Here is a 23,715-nt window from a genome sequence, read left to right as displayed (position 1 = left end):
TCTGGTCCGACTGGCCTGCCCGCACCACTCTCGCATTAGCCCCGCGAGCGTCCACGGGTAACGAAAGGTCAGCGATTTGACGCATTGAATCTGCGTCGTAGGGAAGGTAAGCAAGATGGTACAGGTGAGAGCACACCAGCCGATCAACACCGACGGCAGTATCAATCTCGAGGCTTGGCTCGATCACGCGGTCAGTGTCGATCCGGCACTGGATCGCGAAGCCTTGAAGGAAGCGTGCGAGTTTGCTCGTGCGTCTGAACAACAAGCCAATGCGGCGAAAAACCTGTGGTCCGAAGGGACCTCGAGTTTCCGCACGGGCCTTGAGATCGCCGAGATTCTCGCCGACCTCAAACTCGATCAGGATTCGTTGGTTGCCGCGATCCTGTATCGCGGCGTGCGCGAAGGCCAGATTGAGTTGCCGGCGATCAGCCAGCGCTTCGGTCCGGTGGTCGCCAAGCTCATCGACGGCGTGTTGCGCATGGCGGCGATCAGCGCCAGCCTCAGCCCCCGTCAATCCCTGGTGCTGGGCACTCAGGGCCAGGTAGAAAACCTGCGCAAGATGCTCGTGGCAATGGTCGACGACGTACGCGTCGCGTTGATCAAACTGGCTGAGCGCACCTGCGCGATCCGTGCGGTGAAAACCGCCGATGACGAAAAACGCAACCGCGTCGCCCGTGAAGTCTTCGACATCTACGCGCCGCTGGCTCACCGTCTCGGGATCGGTCACATCAAGTGGGAGCTGGAGGACTTGTCCTTCCGTTACCTCGAACCCGATCAGTACAAGCAGATCGCCAAGCTACTCCACGAGCGGCGTCTGGATCGCGAGCGCTTCATCGCCGACGTGATGAGCCAACTGAAGAATGAGCTGACCGCCACCGGCGTCGACGCCGACATCAGCGGCCGGGCCAAACACATCTATTCGATCTGGCGCAAAATGCAGCGCAAGGGTCTGGAATTCAGCCAGATCTACGACGTGCGCGCCGTTCGTGTGCTGGTGCCGGAAATGCGCGACTGCTACACCGCGCTCGGTATCGTCCACACCCTGTGGCGGCACATCCCGAAAGAATTCGACGACTACATCGCCAACCCGAAAGAGAACGGCTATCGCTCGCTGCACACTGCGGTGATCGGCCCCGAGGGCAAGGTGCTGGAAGTGCAGATCCGCACCCACGCCATGCACGAAGAAGCCGAGCTGGGCGTTTGCGCGCACTGGCGCTACAAGGGCACCGACGTCAAATCCGGCTCCAACCACTACGAAGAGAAAATTTCCTGGCTGCGCCAGGTCCTCGAGTGGCATGAAGAATTGGGCGACATCGGCGGCCTGGCTGAACAGCTGCGGGTCGATATCGAGCCGGACCGGGTCTACATTTTCACCCCGGACGGTCACGCCATTGACTTGCCGAAGGGCGCGACGCCGCTGGACTTCGCCTACCGCGTGCACACCGAAATCGGTCATAACTGCCGTGGCGCGAAGATCAACGGGCGCATCGTGCCGCTCAACTACAGCCTGCAAACCGGTGAACAGGTCGAGATCATCACCAGCAAGCACGGCACCCCGAGCCGCGACTGGCTGAACCCGAACCTGGGTTACATCACCACCTCGCGGGCACGGGCGAAGATTGTTCACTGGTTCAAATTGCAGGCGCGCGATCAGAACGTCGCCGCCGGTAAAACCTTGCTGGAGCGCGAACTCAACCGCCTCGGTCTGCCAGCGGTAGATTTCGACAAGCTGGCCGAAAAGGCCAACATGAAAATGGCCGAAGACATGTTCGCCGCGTTGGGCGCAGGCGATTTGCGTCTGGCACAACTGGTGAACCTGGCGCAGCAACTGGTCGAGCCGGAGCGCGGCAACGAACAGCTGGAACTGATTCCGCGCAAAGCCACCGGTTACAAACCAGGCAAGCGCGGCGACATCCAGATCCAGGGCGTCGGCAACCTGATGACCCAGATGGCCGGCTGCTGCCAGCCGCTGCCGGGGGATGCGATCGTCGGTTACATCACCGTGGGCCGCGGCGTGAGCATTCACCGTCAGGACTGCGCCTCGGTGCTGCAACTGGGCGGGCGCGAGCCCGAGCGGATCATCCAGGTCAGCTGGGGGCCGGTGCCGGTGCTCACCTATCCGGTGGACATCATCATCCGCGCGTACGACCGGTCCGGTTTGCTGCGTGACGTTTCGCAAGTGCTGCTCAACGAGCGGATCAATGTGCTGGCGGTCAACACCCGCTCGAACAAAGAGGACAACACCGCGTTGATGTCCCTGACCATCGAGATTCCGGGGCTGGATGCACTGGGGCGGTTGCTGGGGCGGATTTCCCAGTTGCCGAACATCATTGAAACCCGTCGTAACCGGACGCCGTGATGAGCAGCGCCGATCCAATGTGGGAGCGAGCCTGCTCGCGAAGAGGGCGTGTCAGTCGACATCAGTGTTGTCTGACACACCGCTTTCGCGAGCAGGCTCGCTCCCACAGGATTTTGCAGTGAGAGAAATTGATGTACAGCCTTGAAGACTTGCTGCACCTGATGAGCCGTCTGCGCGACCCGCAGTACGGCTGTCCGTGGGACATCAAGCAAACCTACGAAACCATCGTCCCGCACACCCTTGAGGAAGCCTACGAAGTCGCCGACGCCATCGAGCGCGGTGACTTCGATCACTTGCAGGGTGAGTTGGGGGATTTACTGTTCCAGGTGGTTTATTACAGCCAGCTGGCACGGGAAGAAGGGCGCTTCGAATTCGCCGGTGTCATCGACAGCATCACTCGCAAGCTGATCCGCCGTCATCCTCATGTGTTTCCTAGCGGTGATCTTTACGCGCCGCTGGATGTTCCGCGCCTGAGTGAAGAGCAGGTCAAGCAGCGCTGGGAAGAGATCAAGGCTGAAGAACGGGCAGAGAAATCTTCGGCCCCCGAACAGTTGTCCTTGCTCGACGATGTACCCGCAGCGCTGCCGGCATTGTCCCGTTCGGCGAAGCTGCAGAAGCGCGCGGGGCAGGTCGGTTTCGACTGGCCGGACGCCTTGCCGGTGCTCGACAAAGTGCGCGAAGAGCTCGATGAAGTGCTCGAAGCCATGGCTGACAATGACTCGGCAGCGATTGCCGATGAAGTCGGTGATCTGTTGTTTTCCGTGGTCAATCTGGCGCGCCATCTCAAGGTCGATCCCGAAACTGCACTGCGTGGCGCCAACAGCAAGTTCGAAAGACGCTTCCGTTTTATCGAACAGGCATTGCGCGACACCCACCGTCCCATAGAAGATTGCACCCTCGAAGAGTTGGACGCCTTGTGGGGCGAAGCCAAACGTCAGGAAAAGAATTTGCCCAGCTGCGGTTGAGCAGTTGCCTAAGTGAGTAATAAGCACCATGAGCATTTCCCTTCGCGACCAGTTGCTCAAAGCAGGGCTGGTCAACCAGAAGCAGGCCAAACAGGTCGGCAAAGAGAAGCAGAAACAGCAGCGTCTGGCCCACAAAGGTCAGATCGAACTCGATGACTCGCAGCAGCGGGCGGCTCAGGAAGCCATGGCCGAGAAGGTCAAGCGCGATCAGGAGCTGAACCGTCAGCAACAGGAGAAGGCCGAGGCCAAGGCTCGCGCTGCTCAGGTCAAACAGTTGATCGAAGTCTCGCGTCTGCCGAAGCTGACGACCGAGGACTACTACAACTTCGTCGACGACAAGAAGGTCAAGCGCATCTGCGTCAACACCCTGATGCGCAACAAGCTCAGCAGCGGTTCGCTGGCCATCGTGCACCATGCCGGCGGCTACGAAGTGATCCCGCGTGAAGCGGCCCTGAAGATCCAGGAACGCGATCCACAGCGTATCGTGCAGATGAACGTGAAGACCGAAGAAGTCGCTGCCGAGGACGATCCGTATGCGGCCTATCAGATTCCGGACGATCTGATGTGGTAAGCCATTAAAGGCTGCAATAACGACAAACCCCGCTCATGGCGGGGTTTGTCGTTTTCAATGCTGTCATTGCTTATGCGGATTGGAGCTCTCGTTGCTGCTCCAGTTTTTCCAGTTCGGCCTTGTAGCTGTGGGCATCGGTTTCGGAGTGGAACATCCCCACCAGCATGTCTTGTTGGTGCACGTCCCAGATCCGGATACCGGCGGCTACGCCTTCGTGGGACTTATGTGAATCGTCGCGTTCAGTTACTTTTACAGTCATCTGCTAGCTCCAATCTCTGTTATCTGCAGCAAGGCGTGTGCAGGACTCCGTTATATGTTTGGTTAGCCTGCTAAGTAAACGACTGAGTTTGGTAACGAATTTTTGCGAAATCTGCAATAGTCCTGCAGCCCGCCAAATACGCGGCATTTGGTCGCAGGGCGTTGAGTTTCATGACAAAAGCTTCATGTTCGCGACGACGAAAACCGAGAGTTCAACACAGAACCTGTGGGAGCGAGCCTGCTCGCGAAGACGGCATCACTTTCAATATCAATGTATCTGTCAGACCGCCTTCGCGAGCAGGCTCGCTCCCACAGGGATTGCGTTGTTCCATATTATTCAGGCACAAAAAAAACGCCCCGAACCAGTCGGGGCGTTTTTGTGTGCAGCGTAGCGGGGTGGGGTATTACTTACCGGCCCAGCGCTTCAGTACCAGCGTGGCATTGGTGCCACCGAAGCCGAAGCTGTTGCTCATCACGGTGTTGATGGTGGCGTCTTCACGAGTCTTGGTCAGGATCGGCATGTCAGCCACTTCCGGGTCCAGTTCGTCGATGTTGGCGGAACCCGCCATGAAGTTGCCTTCCATCATCAGCATGCAGTAGATCGCTTCGTGAACGCCTGCGGCGCCCAGGGAGTGACCCGACAGGCTCTTGGTGGAGCTGATGGCCGGAGCCTTGTCGCCGAACACTTCACGCACGCCTTTCATTTCCATGACGTCGCCGACCGGAGTCGAGGTGCCGTGGGTGTTCAGGTAGTCGATCGGAGCGTCAACGGTGGACATGGCCATCTGCATGCAGCGGATGGCGCCTTCGCCGCTTGGAGCGACCATGTCGTAGCCGTCGGAGGTCGCGCCGTAGCCAACGATTTCCGCATAGATCTTCGCGCCGCGGGCCAGAGCGTGTTCCAGCTCTTCGACCACGACCATGCCGCCACCGCCGGCGATGACGAAACCGTCACGCTTGGCGTCGTAGGCACGGGAAGCTTTTTCCGGGGTTTCGTTGTACTGGCTGGACAGTGCGCCCATGGCGTCGAACAGGAACGATTGGCTCCAATGCTCTTCTTCACCGCCGCCGGCGAACACGACGTCCTGTTTGCCCATCTGGATCTGTTCCATGGCGTTACCGATGCAGTGAGCACTGGTGGCGCAGGCAGAAGCGATGGAGTAGTTCAGGCCCTTGATCTTGAACGGCGTGGCCAGGCAGGCGGAAACGGTGCTGCTCATGGTCCGCGTGACGCGGTATGGGCCGACGCGCTTGACGCCTTTCTCGCGCAGGATGTCCAGCGCTTCCATCTGGTTCAGCGTGGAGGCTCCACCGGAACCGGCGATCAGGCCAGTACGCGGGTTGGACACTTGCTCTTCGGTCAGGCCGGAGTCAGCAATGGCGTCTTTCATGGCCAGGTAGGCGTAAGCCGCCGCGTGGCCGACGAAGCGATAGATCTTGCGATCGATCAGCTCTTCGAGGGGAAGGTCAATGGAGCCGGAAACCTGGCTACGCAGACCCATTTCGGCATATTCCGGGTTGAACCGGATGCCAGGGCGGCTTGCACGCAGGTTAGCGGAGACGGTCTCTTTGTCATTGCCCAGGCACGAAACGATGCCCAGACCAGTGATAACGACGCGGCGCATGCGGATAACCCTTAGAAGTTGTCAGTGGAGGTGAAAACGCCGACCCGAAGGGCTTCGGCGGTGTAGATCTCGCGGCCGTCGACGCTGACCGAACCATCGGCGATGGCCAGGTTCAGCTTGCCCTTCAGTACGCGCTTGATCTGAATGTTATAGGTTACTTTCTTGGCGGTCGGCAGAACCTGACCGAAGAATTTCACTTCGCCCGAACCCAGGGCGCGACCGCGGCCCGGCAGACCTTGCCAGCCGAGGAAGAAGCCGACCAGTTGCCACATGGCGTCGAGGCCCAGGCAGCCTGGCATCACCGGATCACCTTCGAAGTGGCAGGCGAAGAACCACAGGTCCGGAGTGATATCCAGCTCGGCGACCAATTCACCCTTGCCGTACTTGCCACCCTCGGCGCTGATATGGGTGATGCGATCCACCATCAACATGTTCGGGGCGGGCAGTTGTGCGTTACCTGGGCCGAACAGCTCACCGCGACTGCAGCGCAGCAGGTCTTCCCGAGTAAAGGCGTTTTGTTGGGTCATGCGAGCTCCTCAATAGTCCCATGCGGCAGGTGGGGCAAATCTTCCCGGCCGATCGAAGCGTTCATGCCTCGAGTCAGCAGCCTACTCATAGACTATTGCGTTGTGGTGAAAGTCACAGCACCAAGGACATGAATGTACACTTGTGCACTGAAATTATTATTCAAGCCCCTTTTCGGGCCTGTTCGGGTGCCTAAGACTGCCGCACTTTCGCCTTTCACGCCAGTCGCAGATAGCCGAAAGGCCTGCACTACTGCACCCAACGCTGCAGAATTTGCTGCAAATCTGTGCGTTTGAAGGGTTTGGCCAGGTAATCGTTCATTCCCGCCGATAAACAGGCTTCGCGGTCACCCTGCAAGGCGTTGGCGGTCAGCGCGATGATCGGCAAGTCTGTGCAGCCGGGTAATTGGCGAATCTGTCGGGTGGCCTCGTAGCCGTCGATGATCGGTAGCCGGCAGTCCATCAGAATGGCTTCAAAAATCAAACTCTCCGCACTGCGTACTGCCTGGGCGCCATCGGTGGCGACGCTGACAGTAAAGCCCAGACTGCGCAACATTGCTTCGATGACCGTCTGATTGACCGGATTGTCTTCCACCAGCAACACGTTGCGCCCTTCGCCATCACCGCTGCCGGTCGGTATGCGCGGCGCCAGTACGGGCAGCGTCTGTTTATAGAGCGCCAGCGGGATTTCCAGGGTGAACACCGAGCCGCGACCTTCCTCGCTCTGGGCGCGCAATGTGCCGCCCATGCGTTCAGCCAGCGTGCGAGCAATCGGCAGGCCCAACCCGGTGCCACCGTATCGCCTCGAAATAGAACTGTCGGCCTGCTGGAAGGCGTTGAACATCAATTCCAGGCTTTCAGCCGAGATACCAATCCCGCTGTCGCGCACCGTGCAGGTGAACCACAGCAGTTCGTGATCCAGCGACTGCCATTGCGGTTCGATGCTGACGCGGCCCTGTTCGGTGAATTTCAGCGCATTGCCAATCAGGTTGACCAGGATCTGCCGGATCCGCGTCGGGTCGCCCTGCACCTGCAACGCGCGCATGTCGTCCGGGATCGACAGCGCCAGGTCGAGCCTACGTTGCACGGCGCTGTGCGAGAACGACTGGGCGCAACTGCCGATCAGGTCTGCGAGGTTGAATGGAATGTGCTCCAGCTCCAGTTCCGAACGCTCGATGCGCGAGAAATCGAGAATGTCGTTGATGACTTTGAGCAGGTGTTCGGTGGACTCCGAGGCAAGCGCCGCGTATTCGACCTGCTCCTCGGTCATCTCGGTGGTTTCCAGCAGTTGCAGCATCCCCAGCACGCCATTCATCGGCGTGCGCAGTTCATGGCTCATCATCGCAAGGAAATCGGATTTGGCGTTGTTGGCCTTTTCCGCTTCCTCGCGAGTCTGAATCAACTGCGCCATCGCTTGATGCTGTTCGCGACTGGCTAGTTCGAGCCCGTTGGCGAGGTTGTTGATGTGTTGCGACAACGCGCCCAGTTCGGTGTCGTCGACGATCGGCAGCGGCGTTTTGTAGTCGCCGTCCTGAATCGCCTTGACCGCGTTGCCGATGTCGCGGATCGGTTGCGACAGGCTGCCGGCCAGGCGCCGGGCGAGCAGAAAAGTGAACAACAGGGCGAACAGCGCCAGGATCCCGGCCTTGAGCAGGATTTCCTGCTGACGCTGGCTGAAGGCGTCATTGGACAGGCCGACGATCACCCGGCCCAGATAATCCTCGGTGGGCGCCGTGTTGGCGACGCGGCTGCCCTGCAGGAAATCATTGTGCAGCGGGATTCGTTGCAGCCGCACCGGGGCCTGGAACACTTCGACCTGGTGCGAGCGGTTGTAGGTTTCCGACGGTTGCTCGACGTACACCAGAATCCGGTTGGCGCTGTCCTGGACTTCCAGAAAGCGCACATTGGGCGTGGCCAGAGTGGCCTTGAGCAAACTGTCGAGCACCTCGTTGTTGCCCGAGATCACCCCGTATTCGGTGGCCGGCGCCAGTTGGTTGGCGATCAGTTGCCCAGTGTGATTGAGCTCCTGACGCAGGTCCTGGATCCGCACAAAGGTGAAGAAACTGATCAACAGCAATGTCAGCAACAGGGCAGGGCCGAGGCTGATAATTTGTGTGCGGGTGTTGATGTCCCAACGGCGACGGAAGGTCATGGGCGGTTTTCTCCTTCGGCCAACTGTGTTGCGACAGACGCTTCATTCATCTGTTCAATCCCTAATGAACGAGCCACTTGCGGGTTGCTTAAGACTTTGAAGCGTTGCGGGTAGTGCGTGCGTGGCCACGTGGCCGGTGGCCGGTCGAGCAGTTCGTCGAGCATCGCCAGCCAATCACTCTGATCGCTGTAGGTGCTGGCCAAGCTCCCGGCCCTGACGAACCCGGCGTTAGGGCCGATCAGCGCCAATTGCCGTGCATAGCTGCTGAGCAACAGGTTTTTCGCGGTTTTCGGGTTGTACAGATCCGGGTCGTCGAGGCCCAGCAACACGTCGCTGTTCTTCAGCAAGGTCTGCAGCGGCCGGCTGTCGTTGGTGTTATCCCAGCGCTCGGTGACCACCTCAAGGCCCAGGGAGTGGGCGGCCTGATGCAATTCTTTCAAAAGGAATTCGCTGTGGCTGTCGAAGAGCACGCCGACCCGTTTGGCCTGAGGCAGCAGCAGTCGGGTCAGGCGCAATTGTCGTTCCAGGGGCGGATCGCTCCAAAGCAGGCTGAGGTGTGGGGGCAGGGTGGCGCCCAGATGCTGGCGAGCTTGCAGGCGGCTGATGCGCAGCACTAGCGTCGCCGGGCCCTGAGTGTCTTGCAGGCGCCAGTCGAGGCTCGGCAGGTCGAGCAGAATCAAACGGGTGCCGGCGGGCAGTTTGCCTGGCGCCGGCAGGCTGGCCAGTGGCTGGAAGCGCACGTTATCGGCAGGCCGCAAGGCGCTCAGGGCCTGGGTGAAGGATTGCATGCCCGGGCTGTCCTCGGCGCCGGTCAGCAAAATGTCCGCGGCGGTGGCCTCCAGGCTGCTCAGCAGTCCGGCAAACACCAGGCACAACCCGGCCAGCAGGCGGCCAAGAATTGGCGTCTTGCGTGACGGGCTATACAGCATCTTAGAACGCCAGCTCTGCGCTGAAGTAAAGCACCCGGCGCTCGTCGTAGTTGTTGTCGACGAAGGTCGTGGGCTGGCTGTCGAGGCGTTGCTGGAGCACACCGGCCAGTTCCAGGCTCGTCTTGCCCAGGCCGATGCGTTTGGCGATGCGCGTGTCGACCCGTTCGAAGCGGTAGCCGTTCAGGGCATCGTCACCATAGTAGAAGAGCGCGCTGTTCCAGCCGTGGCCCCAGTTGTGCAGCCAACCGGCGGAACCGCTGTTTCGAGCGGTCTGTTGTGCATCCTGCGGGTTGCTCGCCTCGGCATCGACGTAGGCATACGTCAGACGCAGGCGATCGGCGCTGCTGATTCTCCAGTCGAGCTGGGTTTCTGCCCCGGAGAAGCGGGCGCTGTTTGAGTTGCTGGCGATGTACTGATTGTTGCGCAGCGGTTCGCTGATCATCCCGGTGATTTCGTCGTAGAACAGCTTCACATCGACCGCCAGCCCCACTTCGGCAAAGTAGCCGTTATAGCCCAGCTCCCGGGAGCGCATGTGTTCCTGTTCGAGGTCGCCGGGGCCACGGGTCTTGACGAAATAACGGGCACTGGACTGGCCATAAGCGCTGGGCCGCAGGTTCTTTACCTGATAGCTCCAGTTGACGTTGTTCTCGAACATGTCCGGCGAGCGGGTGGCTTCCGAGTACACCGCTCGCAGGCCATGGCGTGGGTTGATCAGGTAGTTGACCGCCACCCGGGGGGTGAGCGAACTGCCGATCAATTGCGTGTCTTCGAACATCGCGCCGCCCTGCAGCAACCAATGCTCGGTGGCGCGCCACTCGAGTTGGCCGAACGCCCGCCAGGTGGTGTCGTCGAGGGTGCCATTGAAGTAGGTCTCGGAATCTGCCCGGTCGTAACGATAGTTCATGCCGCTGACCAGCCGCAGACTGTCGGACAGGCTGAGGGTGTCCTGTAATTCAAGGTCGTAGCGCGATTCCCGGGTGCTCTGGTCAATATCGCCACAGAGGGTTTGCCGGGCGCCGTTTCGCCATTGGTCGAGCACTTGATTGGCCAGTGCGCGCTGGGCCGGATCACCTGCGGGCGCGCCGGGGCCGGTGTAGCGCTCCATGTTGCGCGCCAGGTGTTCGGTGTAATTCGGGTTGAGCTGCCAGAGTTCGGTCAACTGCGGGCTGAACGAAACCTCGGCATCGCAGGCACGCCAGGTCTGCTGACGATCCCAGTGCTGCGCCGAGCCCTGAATGTAAAGGCTGTGATCGGGATTGATGTCGAGGTTCCAGCGCAGCGAGCCGGCGTAGTCCTTGGCGATGACGTCGGAATTGTTCCCCGCAGCCGTAATCCCCGAGAAGACCGGGCGGTAGGTATACGGACGCTGGTTGCTCCCGTCCTTGGCATTCAATTGCCAGTCAATGCTCTGGTTTTCAGTGAGCGTCTGGCTGACGGCGAGGTTGAAGCGGTTCAAGCGGCGGCTGTCGCGGTAGTCGGCGCCATTGCGGTCCGAGTCGAAGCCGTCGTCTTGTTGGCCGGACAGTGACAGGCGCAGGTCGCCGCTGTCCCAGCCCACGCCCTGGCTGGCGTAAAAGTCGTCGATGCCGCGCTGCCCACGGGTGACTTTCATTCGCGTGCCGTGGCTGTCGGCCGGGTTGCGCGTGATGATGTTGACCACCGCCATCAGCGCATTGGCGCCATAGCTGACGGTGTTCGGGCCGCGGAAAACTTCGATGCGTTCGATGTCTTCCAGGGCCACCGGAATGTCACTCCAGTCCACCGTGGCCAGGCCTGCGCGGTACACCGAGCGGCCATCGATCAACACTTGCAGGCGTCGCGCTTCGGTCGCATTGGTGCCGTGATAGTTCACCGCTGCCTGGTTGCCGTTGATGTTGCCGACCATCATTCCCGGCACCAGTCGCAGCAACTCACTGATGTCCCGGGCGCCGCTGGCGTTGATCAGTTCGCTGTCGATCACCGTCATGCTCCCCGGTACCGCGGCCGGCGACTGCTTGAGTCGCGTCGCGGTCAATACTTGCGGCAGCGGCTCGCTGTCGAGGAACAAGTCGTCGGCGAGTAATGGCGAGCTGAACATCAGCGCCAGTACCAGCGGCGAGCGAGGTGATGGAGAGCCAAACGACACAACACATCCTTGATAGCGAACAATTGGCGCGCATGTTAACCGAGCGCAATGACTTTTCCAGTCACGTTGTGGGCATTTTCCTCGGTTTTCTTGGTCTTCTTCCTACAAGTGTCGGTAATTGATGCGGGGGCTGGCCGCCACTGGGCCGCTCCGTATAATGCCGACATCGCCACTGGTATGGATTAACGGATTGCATATGACTGAACAGCGCCCAATTGCGGTCCTGGGAGGCGGAAGTTTTGGTACCGCCGTGGCTAATCTGCTGGCCGAGAACGGGCATCAGGTCCGGCTGTGGATGCGTGACCCCGAGCAGGCCGAGGCCATTCGGGTCAATCGCGAGAACCCGCGTTACCTCAAAGGCATCAAGATTCTGCCGGCCGTGGAAGCGGTCACCGACCTGCTGGCCACTCTGCAAGCCTGCGACCTGTGCTTTGTCGCCCTGCCGTCCAGCGCGCTGCGCTCGGTATTGATGCCGCACGCCGAACGTTTGAGCGGCAAATTGCTGGTGAGCCTGACCAAAGGCATCGAAGCCCACACCTTCAAGTTAATGAGCGAAATCCTCGAAGAGATCGCCCCGCAAGCGCGCATCGGCGTGCTGTCCGGGCCGAACCTGGCCCGTGAAATCGCTGAACACGCGCTGACTGCCACGGTGGTCGCCAGCGAAGACGAAGAACTCTGCCAGCGGGTCCAGGAGGCGTTGCATGGCCGGACCTTTCGCGTGTACGCCAGCGCCGACCGCTTCGGCGTGGAGTTGGGCGGGGCGCTGAAAAACGTTTACGCAATCATCGCCGGCATGGCGGTGGCGCTGGGCATGGGCGAAAACACCAAGAGCATGCTGATCACCCGGGCGCTGGCGGAAATGACCCGCTTTGCGGTGAATCAGGGCGCCAACCCGATGACCTTCCTCGGTTTGGCGGGCGTCGGCGATTTGATCGTCACCTGCTCGTCGCCGAAAAGCCGTAACTACCAGGTCGGATTCGCCCTCGGCCAGGGTTTGAGCCTGGAAGATGCCGTGACGCGCCTGGGCGAAGTCGCTGAAGGCGTGAACACCCTCAAGGTGCTCAAGGCCAAGGCTCAGGAGGTGGGCGTGTACATGCCGCTGGTCGCCGGGCTGCATGCCATCCTGTTCGAAGGGCGCACGCTGGAGCAGGTGATCGGTCTATTGATGCGTGCCGAGCCGAAAACCGACGTCGATTTTATTTCCACCAGTGGTTTCAACTAGGCATCAGGGAGAGCGAGACATGAACGATCCGAAAACAGAAGCCAAGTACGAATCCATCCTGCTGCGCGTGTTGTGGATGATCGTCTACGTGCTGGTATGGCAAGTGGCGCAATTCATCCTCGGCGCCGTGGTGTTGGTCCAACTGATCTATCGTTTGATCTATGGCGCACCAAGCGCCAGCGTGATGAACTTCGGCGACAGCCTGAGCCAGTTTCTGGCGCAGATCGGTCGATTCGGCAGTTTCCACAGTGACCAGAAGCCCTGGCCGTTCGCCGACTGGCCGACGCCGCGTACACCGGAAGGTGAAGCGCCGCACGCTGTGGCGCCGGCACCACACCCGGCCCGAGATGAGGAGCCCAAGCTATGAAACTCTGGATACTGCGTCATGGTGAAGCCGAGCCACACGGCAAGCGTCCTGATTCGGAGCGGGCACTGACCGCCCATGGTCGTGAAGAAGTGCTGCGCACTGCCGCCGAGCTGGCCGGCAAGCCGCTGACCGCGATCTATGCCAGTCCTTACCTGCGAGCGCAGGAGACCGCAGAAATTGTGCGTACAGCGCTGAATTTCGCGCCGGAGATTCGCACCGTCGACTGGCTGACTCCCGACAACCGCCCGCAAGCGGTGGCGGAGCAGTTGGTGTCTGTGGATCACGCGTTGCTGGTCAGTCATAACCCGCTGGTGGGCAACCTGTTGGGTTACTTGCAGCACGGCCATGTGCAAGACCCGGAAGCGGTGAAAACCGCCGGCCTTGCAGAACTTGAAGGTGATTTGCCGCTGGCCGGCGCGATGAAACTCAACGGCATCAAGCACCCGTAAAATAGTCAGCCGAGCAACTGCTTGGTTGGCTACGCTTGCTCCAGACCAAAAATAAAGGAGCGAGTCGCATGCCTGCTGCTTTTCGTTTGCCGCTGGACGTCTTCTACGAGCGTGAGGCCCGTCATCCTCGCCAGCGCTTTCTGGTCCAGCCCACGGGCGGCGGACAGGTCGAGACCCTGAGCTGGGCCGACGTCGGTCACCAGGCGCGCTGCGCCGCGCATTGGCTGCGCGCACGCGAACTGCCCCAAGGCAGCCACATCGCCCTGATCTCGAAAAACTGTGCGCACTGGATCATCGCCGACCTGGCGATCTGGATGGCCGGTCATGTGTCGGTGCCGCTCTACCCGAACCTCACCGCCGAGACCGTGGCCCAGGTCCTTGAACACTCCGAAGCGGCCCTGGTGTTCATCGGCAAACTCGATGACTGGCCAGGCATGTCTCGCGGGGTCAGCGCCGATCTGCCGACAATCAGTCTGCCGTTGCATCCGCCTGGTACTTTCGACTACAGCTGGGCCGATCTGCAAAAGAGTTCACCGATCCAGGACGATCCCAAGCCGTCCGCCGACCAGTTGGCGACCATCATTTACACCTCCGGCACCACCGGCATGCCCAAAGGCGTGATGCACAGTTTCGCCAATCTGGGGTTTGCCACCACTCGCGGCACGCAGTTGTTTGGCTTGAGTGAGTCGGATCGGTTGCTGTCCTACCTGCCGCTGTGCCATGTCGCCGAGCGGATGTTCGTCGAGCTGGCGTCGATCTACACCGGGCAAACGGTGTTTTTTGCCGAGAGCCTCGACACCTTCCTGACCGATTTGCGCCGTGCGCGACCGACCGCGCTGTTCGGTGTGCCAAGGATCTGGACCAAATTCCAGATGGGCGTGTACAGCAAGATCCCGGCAAAGCGCCTCGACTTCCTGCTCGGTCTGCCGATCATCGGCAAGCGGGTCGGCCACAAAGTCCTGGCCGGGCTTGGGCTGGATGCCTTGCGCATCGCCTTGTCCGGTGCCGCGCCAGTGCCGCAGACCTTACTGCTGTGGTACCGCAAACTGGGGCTGGATGTGCTGGAGGTCTACGGCATGACCGAAAGCTGCGGCTATTCGCACGTTGGCCTGCCGGGCCAGAACAAACCCGGCTGGATCGGCAAGCCCTGCCCGGAGGTCGAGGTGCGGATCGCTGAGTCGGGCGAGGTCATGGTGCGCAGCGGCGCGACCATGCTCGGGTATTTCAAGGAGCCTGAGAAAACCGCCGAAACCATCACCGAAGACGGCTTCCTGCGCACCGGCGACAAGGGCGAGGAGGACGCCGAAGGCAACCTGCGCCTGACCGGGCGACTGAAGGAAATATTCAAGACCAGCAAAGGAAAATACGTTGCTCCGGCACCGATCGAGAATCGTCTGGCGGAGCATTCGCGCATCGAGCAGGTGTGCGTGGTGGGCGATGGCCTGAGTGCGCCGCTGGGTTTGTGCGTGCTCTCGGCGGTCGGTCAGCAGGACGCCAGCGGAACGGCGCGGGCGGGCCTGCATTCAAGCCTGGAAAAACTGTTGGAGGAGGTCAACGGCGTCCTCGACAAACACGAACGCTTGCGTCGATTGGTGGTGGTCAAGGACAGCTGGGCGGTGGAAAACGGCTTTCTGACGCCGACCCTGAAGATCAAACGCAACATGATCGAAGCCGCCTACGGTGCCCGCTTCGAAGAATGGAGCGAGCGCAGCGAAGCGGTGCTGTGGCAGGATTGAGTCACGAATAGAACCAACAAAGGAAAGCAACAATGAGTCTGTGGCGTACCACTCCCAACGTCGAGCAGTTGAACGCAATCCAGAAAAACACCATCGGCGAAGTGCTGGATATTCGCTTCGAAGCCTTCGACGAAGAGTCTCTGACCGCGAGCATGGTCATCGACCACCGCACTCACCAGCCTTACGGCTTGCTGCACGGCGGCGCCTCGGTGGTGCTGGCCGAAACGGTCGGCTCGATGGCCAGTTACCTGTGCATCGACGCCAGCAAGTTTTATTGCGTGGGCCTGGAAATCAACGCCAACCATCTGCGCGGCTTGCGCAGCGGACGGGTCACGGCGGTGGCCAAGCCGATTCACATTGGCCGCACGACGCATGTCTGGGATATCCGTTTGACCAGCGATGAGGGCAAGGCCAGCTGTGTGTCGCGGTTGACGATGGCGGTGGTGCCGTTGGGTGAAAATCCGCCCGCCCGCTGAGAGTGTGTTTCTTCAATTAGATCCACCCCTAACCCTCTCCCCACAGGGGCGAGGGGACTGACCGAGTTGTTCCTGGAGCTACATCGACCTGAAATATTAAGTCGTACTCAGAGTTTGAAAAGCTTGAAGATCTGCTCCCTTTCCCCCTCTCCCCCGTGGGGAGAGGGCTGGGGTGAGGGGTGGATCTTGAGGCTTGCACCAGACTCAGAACATCCACAGTCTCGCATTCCCCTTGACCGGACTGTCATCACTCCTGTCACTTACAGTCATTGCTGTAGCCGCCAGTGTTACGGACAATCAACCCTTGTTTTCGTTGATGGATCACCGGTATGTCGCAACAGATATTTTTCGCCCACGCCAACGGCTTCCCCTCGGGCACCTATGGCAAGTTGTTCGCGGCGCTGGCGCCCGAGTATCAGGTGACGCATCTGCAGCAGCACGCCCATGACCCGCGTTTTCCGGCGGACGACAACTGGTACAACCTGGTCGACGAGCTGATTCATCACCTCAAGCAGCAACCGGAACCTGTGTGGGGGGTCGGCCATTCCTTCGGAGGCGTGCTGCATCTGCACGCGGCGTTGCGGTGCCCCGAGCTCTATCGCGGCGTGGTGATGCTTGATTCGCCGGTGCTGACCCGCGCTGATCAATGGGTGATCCGCGCCGCCAAACGCTTCGGTTTCATCGATCGCCTGACCCCGGCCGGCCGTACGTTGGGACGTCGGGAAGAGTTCGCTGATCTGGAAGCTGCACGCGTGTATTTCGCCGGTAAAACCCTGTTTCGCGGCTTCGACCCGGAATGCTTTGACGCTTACCTGCAACACGGCTTGCACAAGGTGGGCGACACGCTGCGCCTGCGCTTCGACCCGGCCACGGAAATCAGTATCTACCGCGGCGTGCCGCACACCAGTCCCGGCCGCGCACGGCAATTGAAAGTGCCGCTGGCGGTAGTGCGCGGGCACAAGAGCCGGGTGGTGATGCGTCATCACGCAAGCCTCGTGGGGCGCTTGCCGCTGGGCGAATCCCTGACCATGCCCGGCGGCCACATGTTTCCCCTCGAACGTCCCCAGGACACGGCCACGCTGCTGAAGAATCTGTTCAGCCGTTGGGAAGGTCGCCGCCAACAGGATTGCGCATGAGCAACGTCGTTGAAGAAGTTCGCCTGAGCCTGCCGCATATCGAGTTGGCAGCGCACCTGTTCGGCCCCGAAGACGGCATGCCGGTGATCGCCTTGCATGGCTGGCTGGACAACGCCAACAGCTTCGCCCGGCTGGCGCCGAAGCTCAAAGGCTTGCGCATCATCGCACTGGACATGGCCGGTCACGGTCATTCCGGGCATCGGCCGACCGGTGCCGGTTACGCACTGTGGGACTACGCCCATGACGTGCTGCAAGTGGCCGAGCAATTGGGGTGGAAGCGCTTTGGGCTGCTGGGGCATTCCATGGGCGCGATCGTTTCGCTGGTGCTGGCCGGTTCGTTACCGGAACGCGTGACCCATCTGGCGTTGATCGACGGCATCATTCCTCCTACAGACAAAGGCGAAAACGCTGCCGAACGGATGGGCATGGCCCTGCAAGCGCAGCTGGATTTGCGGGAGAAGCGCAAACCGGTTTACAACACCCTCGACCGGGCTATCGAGGCGCGCATGAAAGGCTTGGTAGCCGTCAGTCGCGAAGCCGCAGAACTGCTGGCCCAACGTGGATTGATGCCGGTGCCGGGCGGTTATACCTGGCGTACCGATAACCGACTGACATTACCGTCGCCGCTGCGTCTGACCTCTGAACAGGCGATGGCCTTCGTCCAGCGAGTCAGTTGTCCTGCAAAACTGGTGGTGGCTGCCGACGGCATGCTCGCCAAACATCCCGAGTTGCTGGAGCGTCTACCCTTTAGCCGTGAACAGCTGCCTGGCGGCCATCATTTGCACCTGAATGACGAACCCGGCGCCGACCTTGTCGCAGACTGTTTCAATCGGTTCTTCGCCGTTCCTTGACTTGCGCCGGGCAACTGTCGAGGCTGGGCGGGTTGAAATGGGAGACAACCATGATAGATCTCTACACTGCTGCGACCCCGAATGGCCACAAGGTCTCTATCGTGCTCGAGGAACTCGGCCTGCCCTACACGGTGCACGCCTTGAGTTTCGACAAAAAGGAACAGAAGTCCGAGGGCTTCCTCAAGATCAATCCCAATGGCCGGATTCCGGCGATTGTCGACCGCGCCAACGGCGATTTCGCCGTGTTTGAATCCGGTGCGATCCTGATTTACCTGGCTGAACTGAGCGGCAAACTGCTGCCAAAAGACCCCAAGGGGCGTTCAGTGGTCCTGCAATGGCTGATGTTCCAGATGGGTGGAATCGGCCCGATGCAAGGCCAGGCCAACGTGTTTTTCCGTTATTTCCCGGAGAAGCTCCAGGGCGCCATCGATCGCTATCAACATGAAACCCGCCGCCTCTATGAAGTGCTCGACACGCGCCTGCAAACCGTGGAGTTTCTGGCCGGTGAATACAGCATTGCCGACATCGCCACTTATCCGTGGGTCCGTGGCCATGAGTGGTCGGGCGTCGAGGTCGACGGTTTGCCGGCCCTGCAGCGCTGGATGGCAACCATGGAGGCGCGTCCGGCGGTACAGCGCGGTTTGCTGGTGCCTGAGCGCATCGATGACGCCAGTATCATCAAGGGTGCCCAGGCCATGCTGATCCGATGAGTCTATCCATGCGTTCACTCAATCTTCTGGCGCTGTGTTGTTTCAGTCCCCTGTTGTTTGCCGCTGATGTCCCGGGCAGTCAGGACCTGCTGATCGTGCCGCGTATGGCCGATGCGCAGATCGTCGACTATCGTCCAGTCGCCGAACTTGAGCGGATCTATCCATTGGGTTCGATCCGCAAAATCAGCGGCCAGCTGCGCTTTGACGGCCAGGTCGCTGCCCGAGGGCAAACCACTTCGGTAACCTACGAGTTGCCACCGGAGCATTCCTCCACCGAGGCCTTCACCGCCGCTCGTGAAGCCTTGCAGAAGCAGGATGCCGAGTTGCTGTTCTGGTGCCAGGCCCGTGATTGCGGCGAAAGCAGCCTGTGGGCCAATGATGTCTTCGGCAATGCCAAGCTCTATGGCGCTGATGATCAGCAAGCCTTCTTGCTGTTGCGTCTGGCGGCCCCACAGGACAACACGCTGGTGGCGCTTTACAGCATCACGCGCGGCAATCGCAAAGCTTATCTGCACGTCGAACAGTTCGACGCCGCTGCGCCGCTGGGCGATTTGCTGCCGACCTCTGCAACCTTGCTTCGAGAGCTCAAAAGCACCGGTGAGCTCGATTTCCCCAAATTGACCGGCGATCCTGACGATACCTGGCTACGCCTGATCTCTCGTGGGCTGAATCTGGACACCACGTTGCGGGTCAGTGTTTCGGGGCCGAAGGCCGAAGCCTGGCGTCAGGCACTGATCGGGCAGGGTGTGCGTACTGCCAGGATGGAAGCGGGTAGCGTCGAAGGTGCAGGCTTGCACATCCAACTGTTGCGATAAGCTTTATCAGGCGAACGTACACGCTGCGTTCGCCTACTCTTTTGCGGACTGACTTTTTTCGAGATTTAGATGATCAATAACGATCGGCTGTTGGTGCAGATCCTGCTCCTGGTGCTGTTTGGCGCGAGCTTCTGGGTGATGGCGCCGTTCTGGTCGGCGCTGTTCTGGGGCGCGGTGCTGGCATTTGCCAGTTGGCCGCTGATGCGTTTGCTGACCCGTTTGCTTAATGGTCGTGAATCGCTGGCGGCGGCTTTGCTGACGCTGGGCTGGATGTTGCTGGTGGCAGTGCCATTGGTCTGGCTGGGGTTCAACCTCGCGGACCATGTGCGCGATGCCACGGCGTTCATCAAGGATGTGCAGGTCGACGGGCTGCCGGAAGCGCCGATCTGGCTGGGCAGTATTCCCTTGGTGGGCGAGCGGCTGGTGGGGGTCTGGAACAGCATCGATCAGCAGGGCGCGGCGATGATGCTGGCGGTCAAACCTTATCTGGGTCAGGTCGGCAATTGGTTGCTGGCGCGCAGCGCGCAGATTGGCGGCGGGATTCTTGAGCTGACGTTGAGTATCGTCTTCGTGTTCTTTTTCTACCGTGACGGGCCGCGTCTGGCGGCGTTTGTCCACGGGTTGCTGGAACGTCTGATTGGTGACCGTGCCGCGTATTACATTGAATTGGTGGCGGGCACGGTGCAGCGGGTGGTGAACGGCGTGATCGGGACGGCGGCGGCCCAGGCGGTTCTGGCGTTGATCGGGTTTTTGATTGCCGGGGTACCCGGGGCGCTGGTGCTGGGGATCGTGACGTTTTTGTTGAGCCTGATTCCGATGGGGCCGCCGCTGGTGTGGATTCCGGCCACGGCCTGGCTGGCCTGGAAGGGCGAGTACGGGATGGCGGTGTTTCTCGGAATTTGGGGGATGTTCATCATCAGTGGCGTCGACAACGTGCTCAAACCGTACCTGATCAGCCGGGGCGGGAATTTGCCGTTGGTGATTGTCCTGCTCGGGGTGTTTGGCGGGCTGATTGCCTTCGGGTTTATTGGCTTGTTCATCGGCCCGACGTTGTTGGCGGTGGCCTACAGCCTGCTGAACGACTGGAGCAAGAGTCAGGCTCGGGTTGAGGATCGCCGGCCCTGAGATTTTTGTTGGGGCTTAGGGCCTCTTCGTCGGAACGCCGCCCGGAGCAAGCTCGCTCCCACATTGATTTTGTATCGATAACAAATTATGTGATCAATGCAGATCAACTGTGGGAGCGAGCCTGCTCGCGATGCTTTTGACTCAGGTCGCGACGTTCAGGTACTTACCCACGGTCGCCACGTTGTCGAGCGAGTACTGCTTGCTCAGGTTGGCGATCATTTTGTTCAGGGCTTCGGTCACGTTCGACTGATCGGTGGAGCTATCGGTGTTTCGCTCGCGGCCGGCTTGCAACGCCGCTTTCAACTCGTCGCTGCTGACGCCGCCATTACTGTCGCTATCCAGCACTTTGAGCAACGCGGCGCTGGTGTCGGTGTTGGTCGATGAGGTGCTGCTGGTCTGCAACGCGCTGGTCAGTTCGGTGGCGCTGACACTGCCATCGCTGTCCGCGTCGAGTTGGCTGAACAGTTCTTCGCTGGACACTTGTTGAGGTGGCGGCGGCGGAGGGGCGAGGCTGGCGGCGAGTTCGTCCTGGCTGACGGAGCCGTCTTCGTTCTTGTCCAGAGCCGAGAAGATTTCTGTGCTGTCGGCGCTGCTGCCGGCGCTGGTCAAGCCGTTGCTCAGTTCATCGCTGCTGATGGCGCCGTCCCCGTCGGCATCCAGGGCGCTGATCAGCGCGTCAGCCAGTTCGGTGTTCGGTGCCTGGTCCCGTGGCGGTGGCGGTGGAGGGGCCATCGCGGCCATCTCTTCACTGCTCAGGCTGCCGCTTTCGTCGCTGTCCAGGTCGGCGAAATTCTTGCTCAGGCTGACCAGCAGACCGTCGTCGGTTTTCTGCGACAGGGCGCTCTTGAGTTCATCCTGATCCACCGCACCGTCGCTGTTGCTGTCGAGTTTGGCGAGCAATTCTTTCTGAAATTGCTGGCTGCGGGCGGTGCTGGTGGTGGTGCTGTTGGTGCTGGTATAGCTCGTATAACTGCTGACGCTACCGATCATTGCGCTCACTCCTTGGAATGGATAACCGGTGGGTGCACCGGCTTATGCAGCCTCAAGGGGCAAGTTGTCGTGGGTATGTGAAATTTGTACCGAGTGGTACACAGAACACGAGGGGGCCGTGTAGCAGCTGGCGAAGCCTGCGTTCGGCTGCGCAGCAGTCGTCAATTTTCCTCCTCGATAAATCTGAAAGAACGCAGCGCTTGATTTCACGACTGCTGCGTCCGAACGCAGGCTTCGCCAGCTGCTACACCGATCGAGGTAAGCGGATCACTGCGGTCAAACCGCCACCGGGGGTTTCTTCCAGGCTCAACTGCCCACCCAGGCGTTGGGCCGCCTCGCGGGCGATGGTCATGCCCAGTCCGACGCCACCGGAGTTGCGGTTGCGCGATCCTTCCAGACGAAAGAATGGCTCGAACACGGCTTCACGTTTATCCGCCGCAATACCCGCCCCATGGTCGATAACCCGGATCACCAGGGATTCGCGCGTGTCTTCGAGCGTAATCATTGCCTGCCCGGCATACCGCAGGGCATTGTCCAGCAGGTTGTTGATGCACGAGCGCAAGGCCATCGGCTGCACTTGCAACGGTGCGCAGTGGCCGCTGGTCAGAACATCGGCGCCCTGGTCCTGGGCGTTTTCACTCAGGGATTCGACCAGCGCCTGCACATCCATCCATTGCAGGGCCTCACTGGTGCGCTGCTCGTGCAGGTAGGTGAGCGTGGCATCGAGCATGCCAATCATATCGTTCAGATCCTGACGCATCTGGCCTTGCAGTTTGTTGTCGTCGATCTGCTCCAGTCGCAGCTTGAGCCGCGACAGCGGCGTGCGCAGGTCGTGGGAGACGGCGCCAAGCATCCGCGAGCGTTGCTGCACTTGTTCACGAATGCGTTGCTGCATCTTGTTGAAGGTGTGTGCCGCTTGCCGTGCTTCCCGTGGGCCGGACTCATCCAGAGGCGGGCTGTCGAGGTTTTCGCTCAGTCGCTCGGCAGCATCGCTCAGGCGCTGGATCGGCCGGCTCAGCAGTTTGGCACCGTACCAGGCGGCGATGATCAGCGAGACCAGCTGAAAAGTCAGCGGCACCAAGGGGCCGCCGAACCACGGACGCGGCGGCCGATTTCCGAAGCGCGGGTCCATCGGCGGGCGCTGTCCCTCGAAGTTTTCGGAAAACCCCGGCGGCGGAGGGGGCGGCGGCGGGCCGTAATAGTGAAACCAGAAAAACGCCAACAAGTGCGCCAGGATGATCGCCACCAACAGCATGCCAAACAGGCGGCCGAAGAGCGTATCGAAGCGCGCACGCATCAGCCGATGTCTCTGGCGTCGAACAGATAACCCTCACCGCGAACGGTTTTGATCAGTTGGGGGCTTTCGGGTCGTCACCGAGTTTCTGGCGCAGGCGCGAGACCAGCAAGTCGATGCTGCGATCAAAGGCTTCGATCGAGCGACCGCGAGCGGCATCCAGCAGTTGTTCGCGGCTGAGTACCCGGCGCGGACGTTCGATGAACACCCAGAGCAAACGGAACTCGGCGTTGGACAGCGGCACCACCAGGCCGTCGGCAGCGATCAACTGACGCAGCACGCTGTTCAGGCGCCAGTTGTCGAAACGGATGTTCGCCCGTTGTTCGGTGCGATCGTCGCGTACCCGGCGCAGGATCGTCTGGATGCGCGCCACCAATTCTCGCGGTTCGAACGGCTTGGCCATGTAGTCGTCGGCGCCCAGTTCCAGGCCGATGATCCGGTCGGTGGGTTCGCAGCGGGCAGTGAGCATCAGAATCGGGATGTCCGATTCGGCGCGTAGCCAGCGGCACAGTGACAAACCGTCTTCGCCGGGCAGCATCAGGTCGAGCACCACCACGTCGAAATGCTCCGCTTGCAGCGCCAGGCGCATCGCGGCGCCATCGGTGACGCCGCTGGCGTGGATGTTGAACCGGGCCAGATAGTCGATCATCAGTTCGCGAATCGGGACGTCATCGTCGACGATCAGGGCGCGAATGCTCCAGCGTTTGTCGTCGCCGGGCGCTTTTTGATCGTCGTTCACAGGTGCGTGGAGGTTGTGCATGCGTGCGTTCATCTGCCAGGTAGGCTGCCAACCACAAAGATGGGCTGCGAGGTTGTGGTTTCAGCATAGGCGTCCGGCCCGGAGGCGGGAAGTGCTGTAAGGACGTGTTGCGGCTGCCGAAGGTAACGTTGAAGGGTGTTGCAGGCGTGTCATGTGTGTATCTGACTCGACACAATGGGCGCAAGGGCTAGTCTTGCTTGAGCCGCCTCGACGAATTACCGATCATCGGGTCCCGCAGAGGCGCTGGTTCCGCTACAATGCGCGCCGATTTCGACC

At 60.6% G+C, this 23,715-nt stretch carries 21 protein-coding genes and 1 pseudogene; 13 read left to right on the top strand and 9 right to left on the bottom strand.

What is annotated here, in order from left to right; all coding sequences use genetic code 11:
* Positions 1-115: 115 nt before the first annotated feature.
* The 3 genes from relA to JFU47_RS10035 all read left to right on the top strand — a co-directional run bounded on the left by relA (position 116) and on the right by JFU47_RS10035 (position 3,895).
* A complete protein-coding gene (gene relA / locus JFU47_RS10045; protein ID WP_140676411.1) occupies positions 116-2,359 on the top strand; it encodes a GTP diphosphokinase in 2,244 nt (747 codons plus the stop codon).
* 131 nt (positions 2,360-2,490) lie between these two features.
* Complete coding sequence (mazG, locus tag JFU47_RS10040) at positions 2,491-3,324, top strand: nucleoside triphosphate pyrophosphohydrolase (RefSeq protein ID WP_201182740.1); 834 nt, start codon at positions 2,491-2,493, stop codon at positions 3,322-3,324.
* A gap of 28 nt (positions 3,325-3,352) precedes the next feature.
* Entirely contained in the window at positions 3,353-3,895 is a 543-nt protein-coding gene (locus JFU47_RS10035) for a DUF2058 domain-containing protein (RefSeq protein WP_008148015.1), read from the top strand.
* A 70-nt stretch (positions 3,896-3,965) separates the two neighbouring features.
* Here JFU47_RS10035 and JFU47_RS10030 read toward each other — a convergent pair whose 3' ends face one another.
* From JFU47_RS10030 to JFU47_RS10005, 6 genes are all read right to left on the bottom strand, one after another.
* Positions 3,966-4,154 carry a hypothetical protein gene (locus JFU47_RS10030; protein WP_095132420.1) on the bottom strand — a complete coding sequence of 63 codons (189 nt, stop codon included), beginning with the start codon at positions 4,152-4,154 and terminating at the stop codon, positions 3,966-3,968.
* Between the two features lie 403 nt (positions 4,155-4,557).
* Positions 4,558-5,778, bottom strand: a complete 1,221-nt coding sequence (gene fabB, locus JFU47_RS10025) for a beta-ketoacyl-ACP synthase I (protein WP_140676405.1) — start codon at positions 5,776-5,778, stop codon at positions 4,558-4,560.
* Between the two features lie 11 nt (positions 5,779-5,789).
* The gene (fabA, locus tag JFU47_RS10020) at positions 5,790-6,305 is read right to left on the bottom strand and encodes a 3-hydroxyacyl-[acyl-carrier-protein] dehydratase FabA (protein WP_111451717.1); all 516 of its coding nucleotides are present in this window, start codon (positions 6,303-6,305) and stop codon (positions 5,790-5,792) included.
* Between the two features lie 247 nt (positions 6,306-6,552).
* Complete coding sequence (locus tag JFU47_RS10015) at positions 6,553-8,454, bottom strand: ATP-binding protein (protein WP_140895602.1); 1,902 nt, start codon at positions 8,452-8,454, stop codon at positions 6,553-6,555.
* A complete protein-coding gene (locus JFU47_RS10010) occupies positions 8,451-9,383 on the bottom strand; it encodes an ABC transporter substrate-binding protein (protein ID WP_201182738.1) in 933 nt (310 codons plus the stop codon). The genes JFU47_RS10015 and JFU47_RS10010 overlap by 4 nt, the downstream gene beginning before the upstream one ends.
* A 1-nt stretch (position 9,384) precedes the next feature.
* Positions 9,385-11,508 (bottom strand): TonB-dependent receptor domain-containing protein, encoded by a 2,124-nt coding sequence (locus JFU47_RS10005; protein WP_201182736.1) that lies wholly within the window; start codon positions 11,506-11,508, stop codon positions 9,385-9,387.
* Between the two features lie 196 nt (positions 11,509-11,704).
* On the opposite strand from JFU47_RS10005, the gene JFU47_RS10000 reads away from it, so the two are divergent.
* The 10 genes from JFU47_RS10000 (at position 11,705) to JFU47_RS09955 (ending at position 20,395) form a co-directional block, all read left to right on the top strand.
* Positions 11,705-12,730 carry an NAD(P)H-dependent glycerol-3-phosphate dehydrogenase gene (locus tag JFU47_RS10000; RefSeq protein WP_134419054.1) on the top strand — a complete coding sequence of 342 codons (1,026 nt, stop codon included), beginning with the start codon at positions 11,705-11,707 and terminating at the stop codon, positions 12,728-12,730.
* A 19-nt stretch (positions 12,731-12,749) separates the two neighbouring features.
* Entirely contained in the window at positions 12,750-13,097 is a 348-nt protein-coding gene (locus JFU47_RS09995) for a DUF4389 domain-containing protein (RefSeq protein WP_201182734.1), read from the top strand.
* Complete coding sequence (sixA, locus tag JFU47_RS09990; RefSeq protein ID WP_123364752.1) at positions 13,094-13,546, top strand: phosphohistidine phosphatase SixA; 453 nt, start codon at positions 13,094-13,096, stop codon at positions 13,544-13,546. Before JFU47_RS09995 ends, sixA begins: the two co-directional genes overlap by 4 nt.
* A gap of 68 nt (positions 13,547-13,614) precedes the next feature.
* Positions 13,615-15,282 (top strand): AMP-binding protein, encoded by a 1,668-nt coding sequence (locus JFU47_RS09985; RefSeq protein WP_201182732.1) that lies wholly within the window; start codon positions 13,615-13,617, stop codon positions 15,280-15,282.
* Between the two features lie 32 nt (positions 15,283-15,314).
* Complete coding sequence (locus JFU47_RS09980; protein ID WP_109633914.1) at positions 15,315-15,758, top strand: hotdog fold thioesterase; 444 nt, start codon at positions 15,315-15,317, stop codon at positions 15,756-15,758.
* 329 nt (positions 15,759-16,087) lie between these two features.
* Positions 16,088-16,894 carry an alpha/beta fold hydrolase gene (locus JFU47_RS09975; RefSeq protein WP_201182730.1) on the top strand — a complete coding sequence of 269 codons (807 nt, stop codon included), beginning with the start codon at positions 16,088-16,090 and terminating at the stop codon, positions 16,892-16,894.
* A complete protein-coding gene (locus JFU47_RS09970) occupies positions 16,891-17,745 on the top strand; it encodes an alpha/beta hydrolase (protein ID WP_201182728.1) in 855 nt (284 codons plus the stop codon). Before JFU47_RS09975 ends, JFU47_RS09970 begins: the two co-directional genes overlap by 4 nt.
* A gap of 50 nt (positions 17,746-17,795) precedes the next feature.
* Positions 17,796-18,455, top strand: coding sequence for a glutathione S-transferase family protein (locus tag JFU47_RS09965; RefSeq protein WP_201182726.1), 660 nt, complete (start codon positions 17,796-17,798; stop codon positions 18,453-18,455).
* Between the two features lie 8 nt (positions 18,456-18,463).
* The gene (locus JFU47_RS09960) at positions 18,464-19,270 is read left to right on the top strand and encodes a DUF4892 domain-containing protein (RefSeq protein WP_201182724.1); all 807 of its coding nucleotides are present in this window, start codon (positions 18,464-18,466) and stop codon (positions 19,268-19,270) included.
* A 69-nt stretch (positions 19,271-19,339) separates the two neighbouring features.
* Complete coding sequence (locus tag JFU47_RS09955; protein WP_123364757.1) at positions 19,340-20,395, top strand: AI-2E family transporter; 1,056 nt, start codon at positions 19,340-19,342, stop codon at positions 20,393-20,395.
* A gap of 141 nt (positions 20,396-20,536) precedes the next feature.
* Here the strand turns inward: JFU47_RS09955 and xopAW are convergent, their stop codons facing one another.
* The 3 genes and pseudogenes from xopAW to JFU47_RS09940 form a co-directional block, all read right to left on the bottom strand.
* On the bottom strand, positions 20,537-21,385 hold the full coding sequence (xopAW, locus tag JFU47_RS09950; RefSeq protein WP_201182722.1) for a XopAW family type III secretion system calcium-binding effector: 849 nt from the start codon (positions 21,383-21,385) through the stop codon (positions 20,537-20,539).
* A 244-nt stretch (positions 21,386-21,629) separates the two neighbouring features.
* Positions 21,630-22,682: a sensor histidine kinase gene (locus JFU47_RS09945; RefSeq protein WP_201182720.1), complete on the bottom strand. Its 1,053-nt coding sequence runs from the start codon at positions 22,680-22,682 to the stop codon at positions 21,630-21,632.
* Positions 22,682-23,439 (bottom strand): annotated as a pseudogene (locus JFU47_RS09940) (response regulator). The gene JFU47_RS09945 and the pseudogene JFU47_RS09940 overlap by 1 nt, the downstream one beginning before the upstream one ends.
* Positions 23,440-23,715 lie beyond the last annotated feature (276 nt).

Origin of the sequence: Pseudomonas sp. TH39(2020), assembly GCF_016650715.1 — a bacterium.
Classification (GTDB): Bacteria; Pseudomonadota; Gammaproteobacteria; order Pseudomonadales; family Pseudomonadaceae; genus Aquipseudomonas; species Aquipseudomonas mandelii_C.
This window is presented reverse-complemented; position numbering and strand designations above follow the sequence as displayed.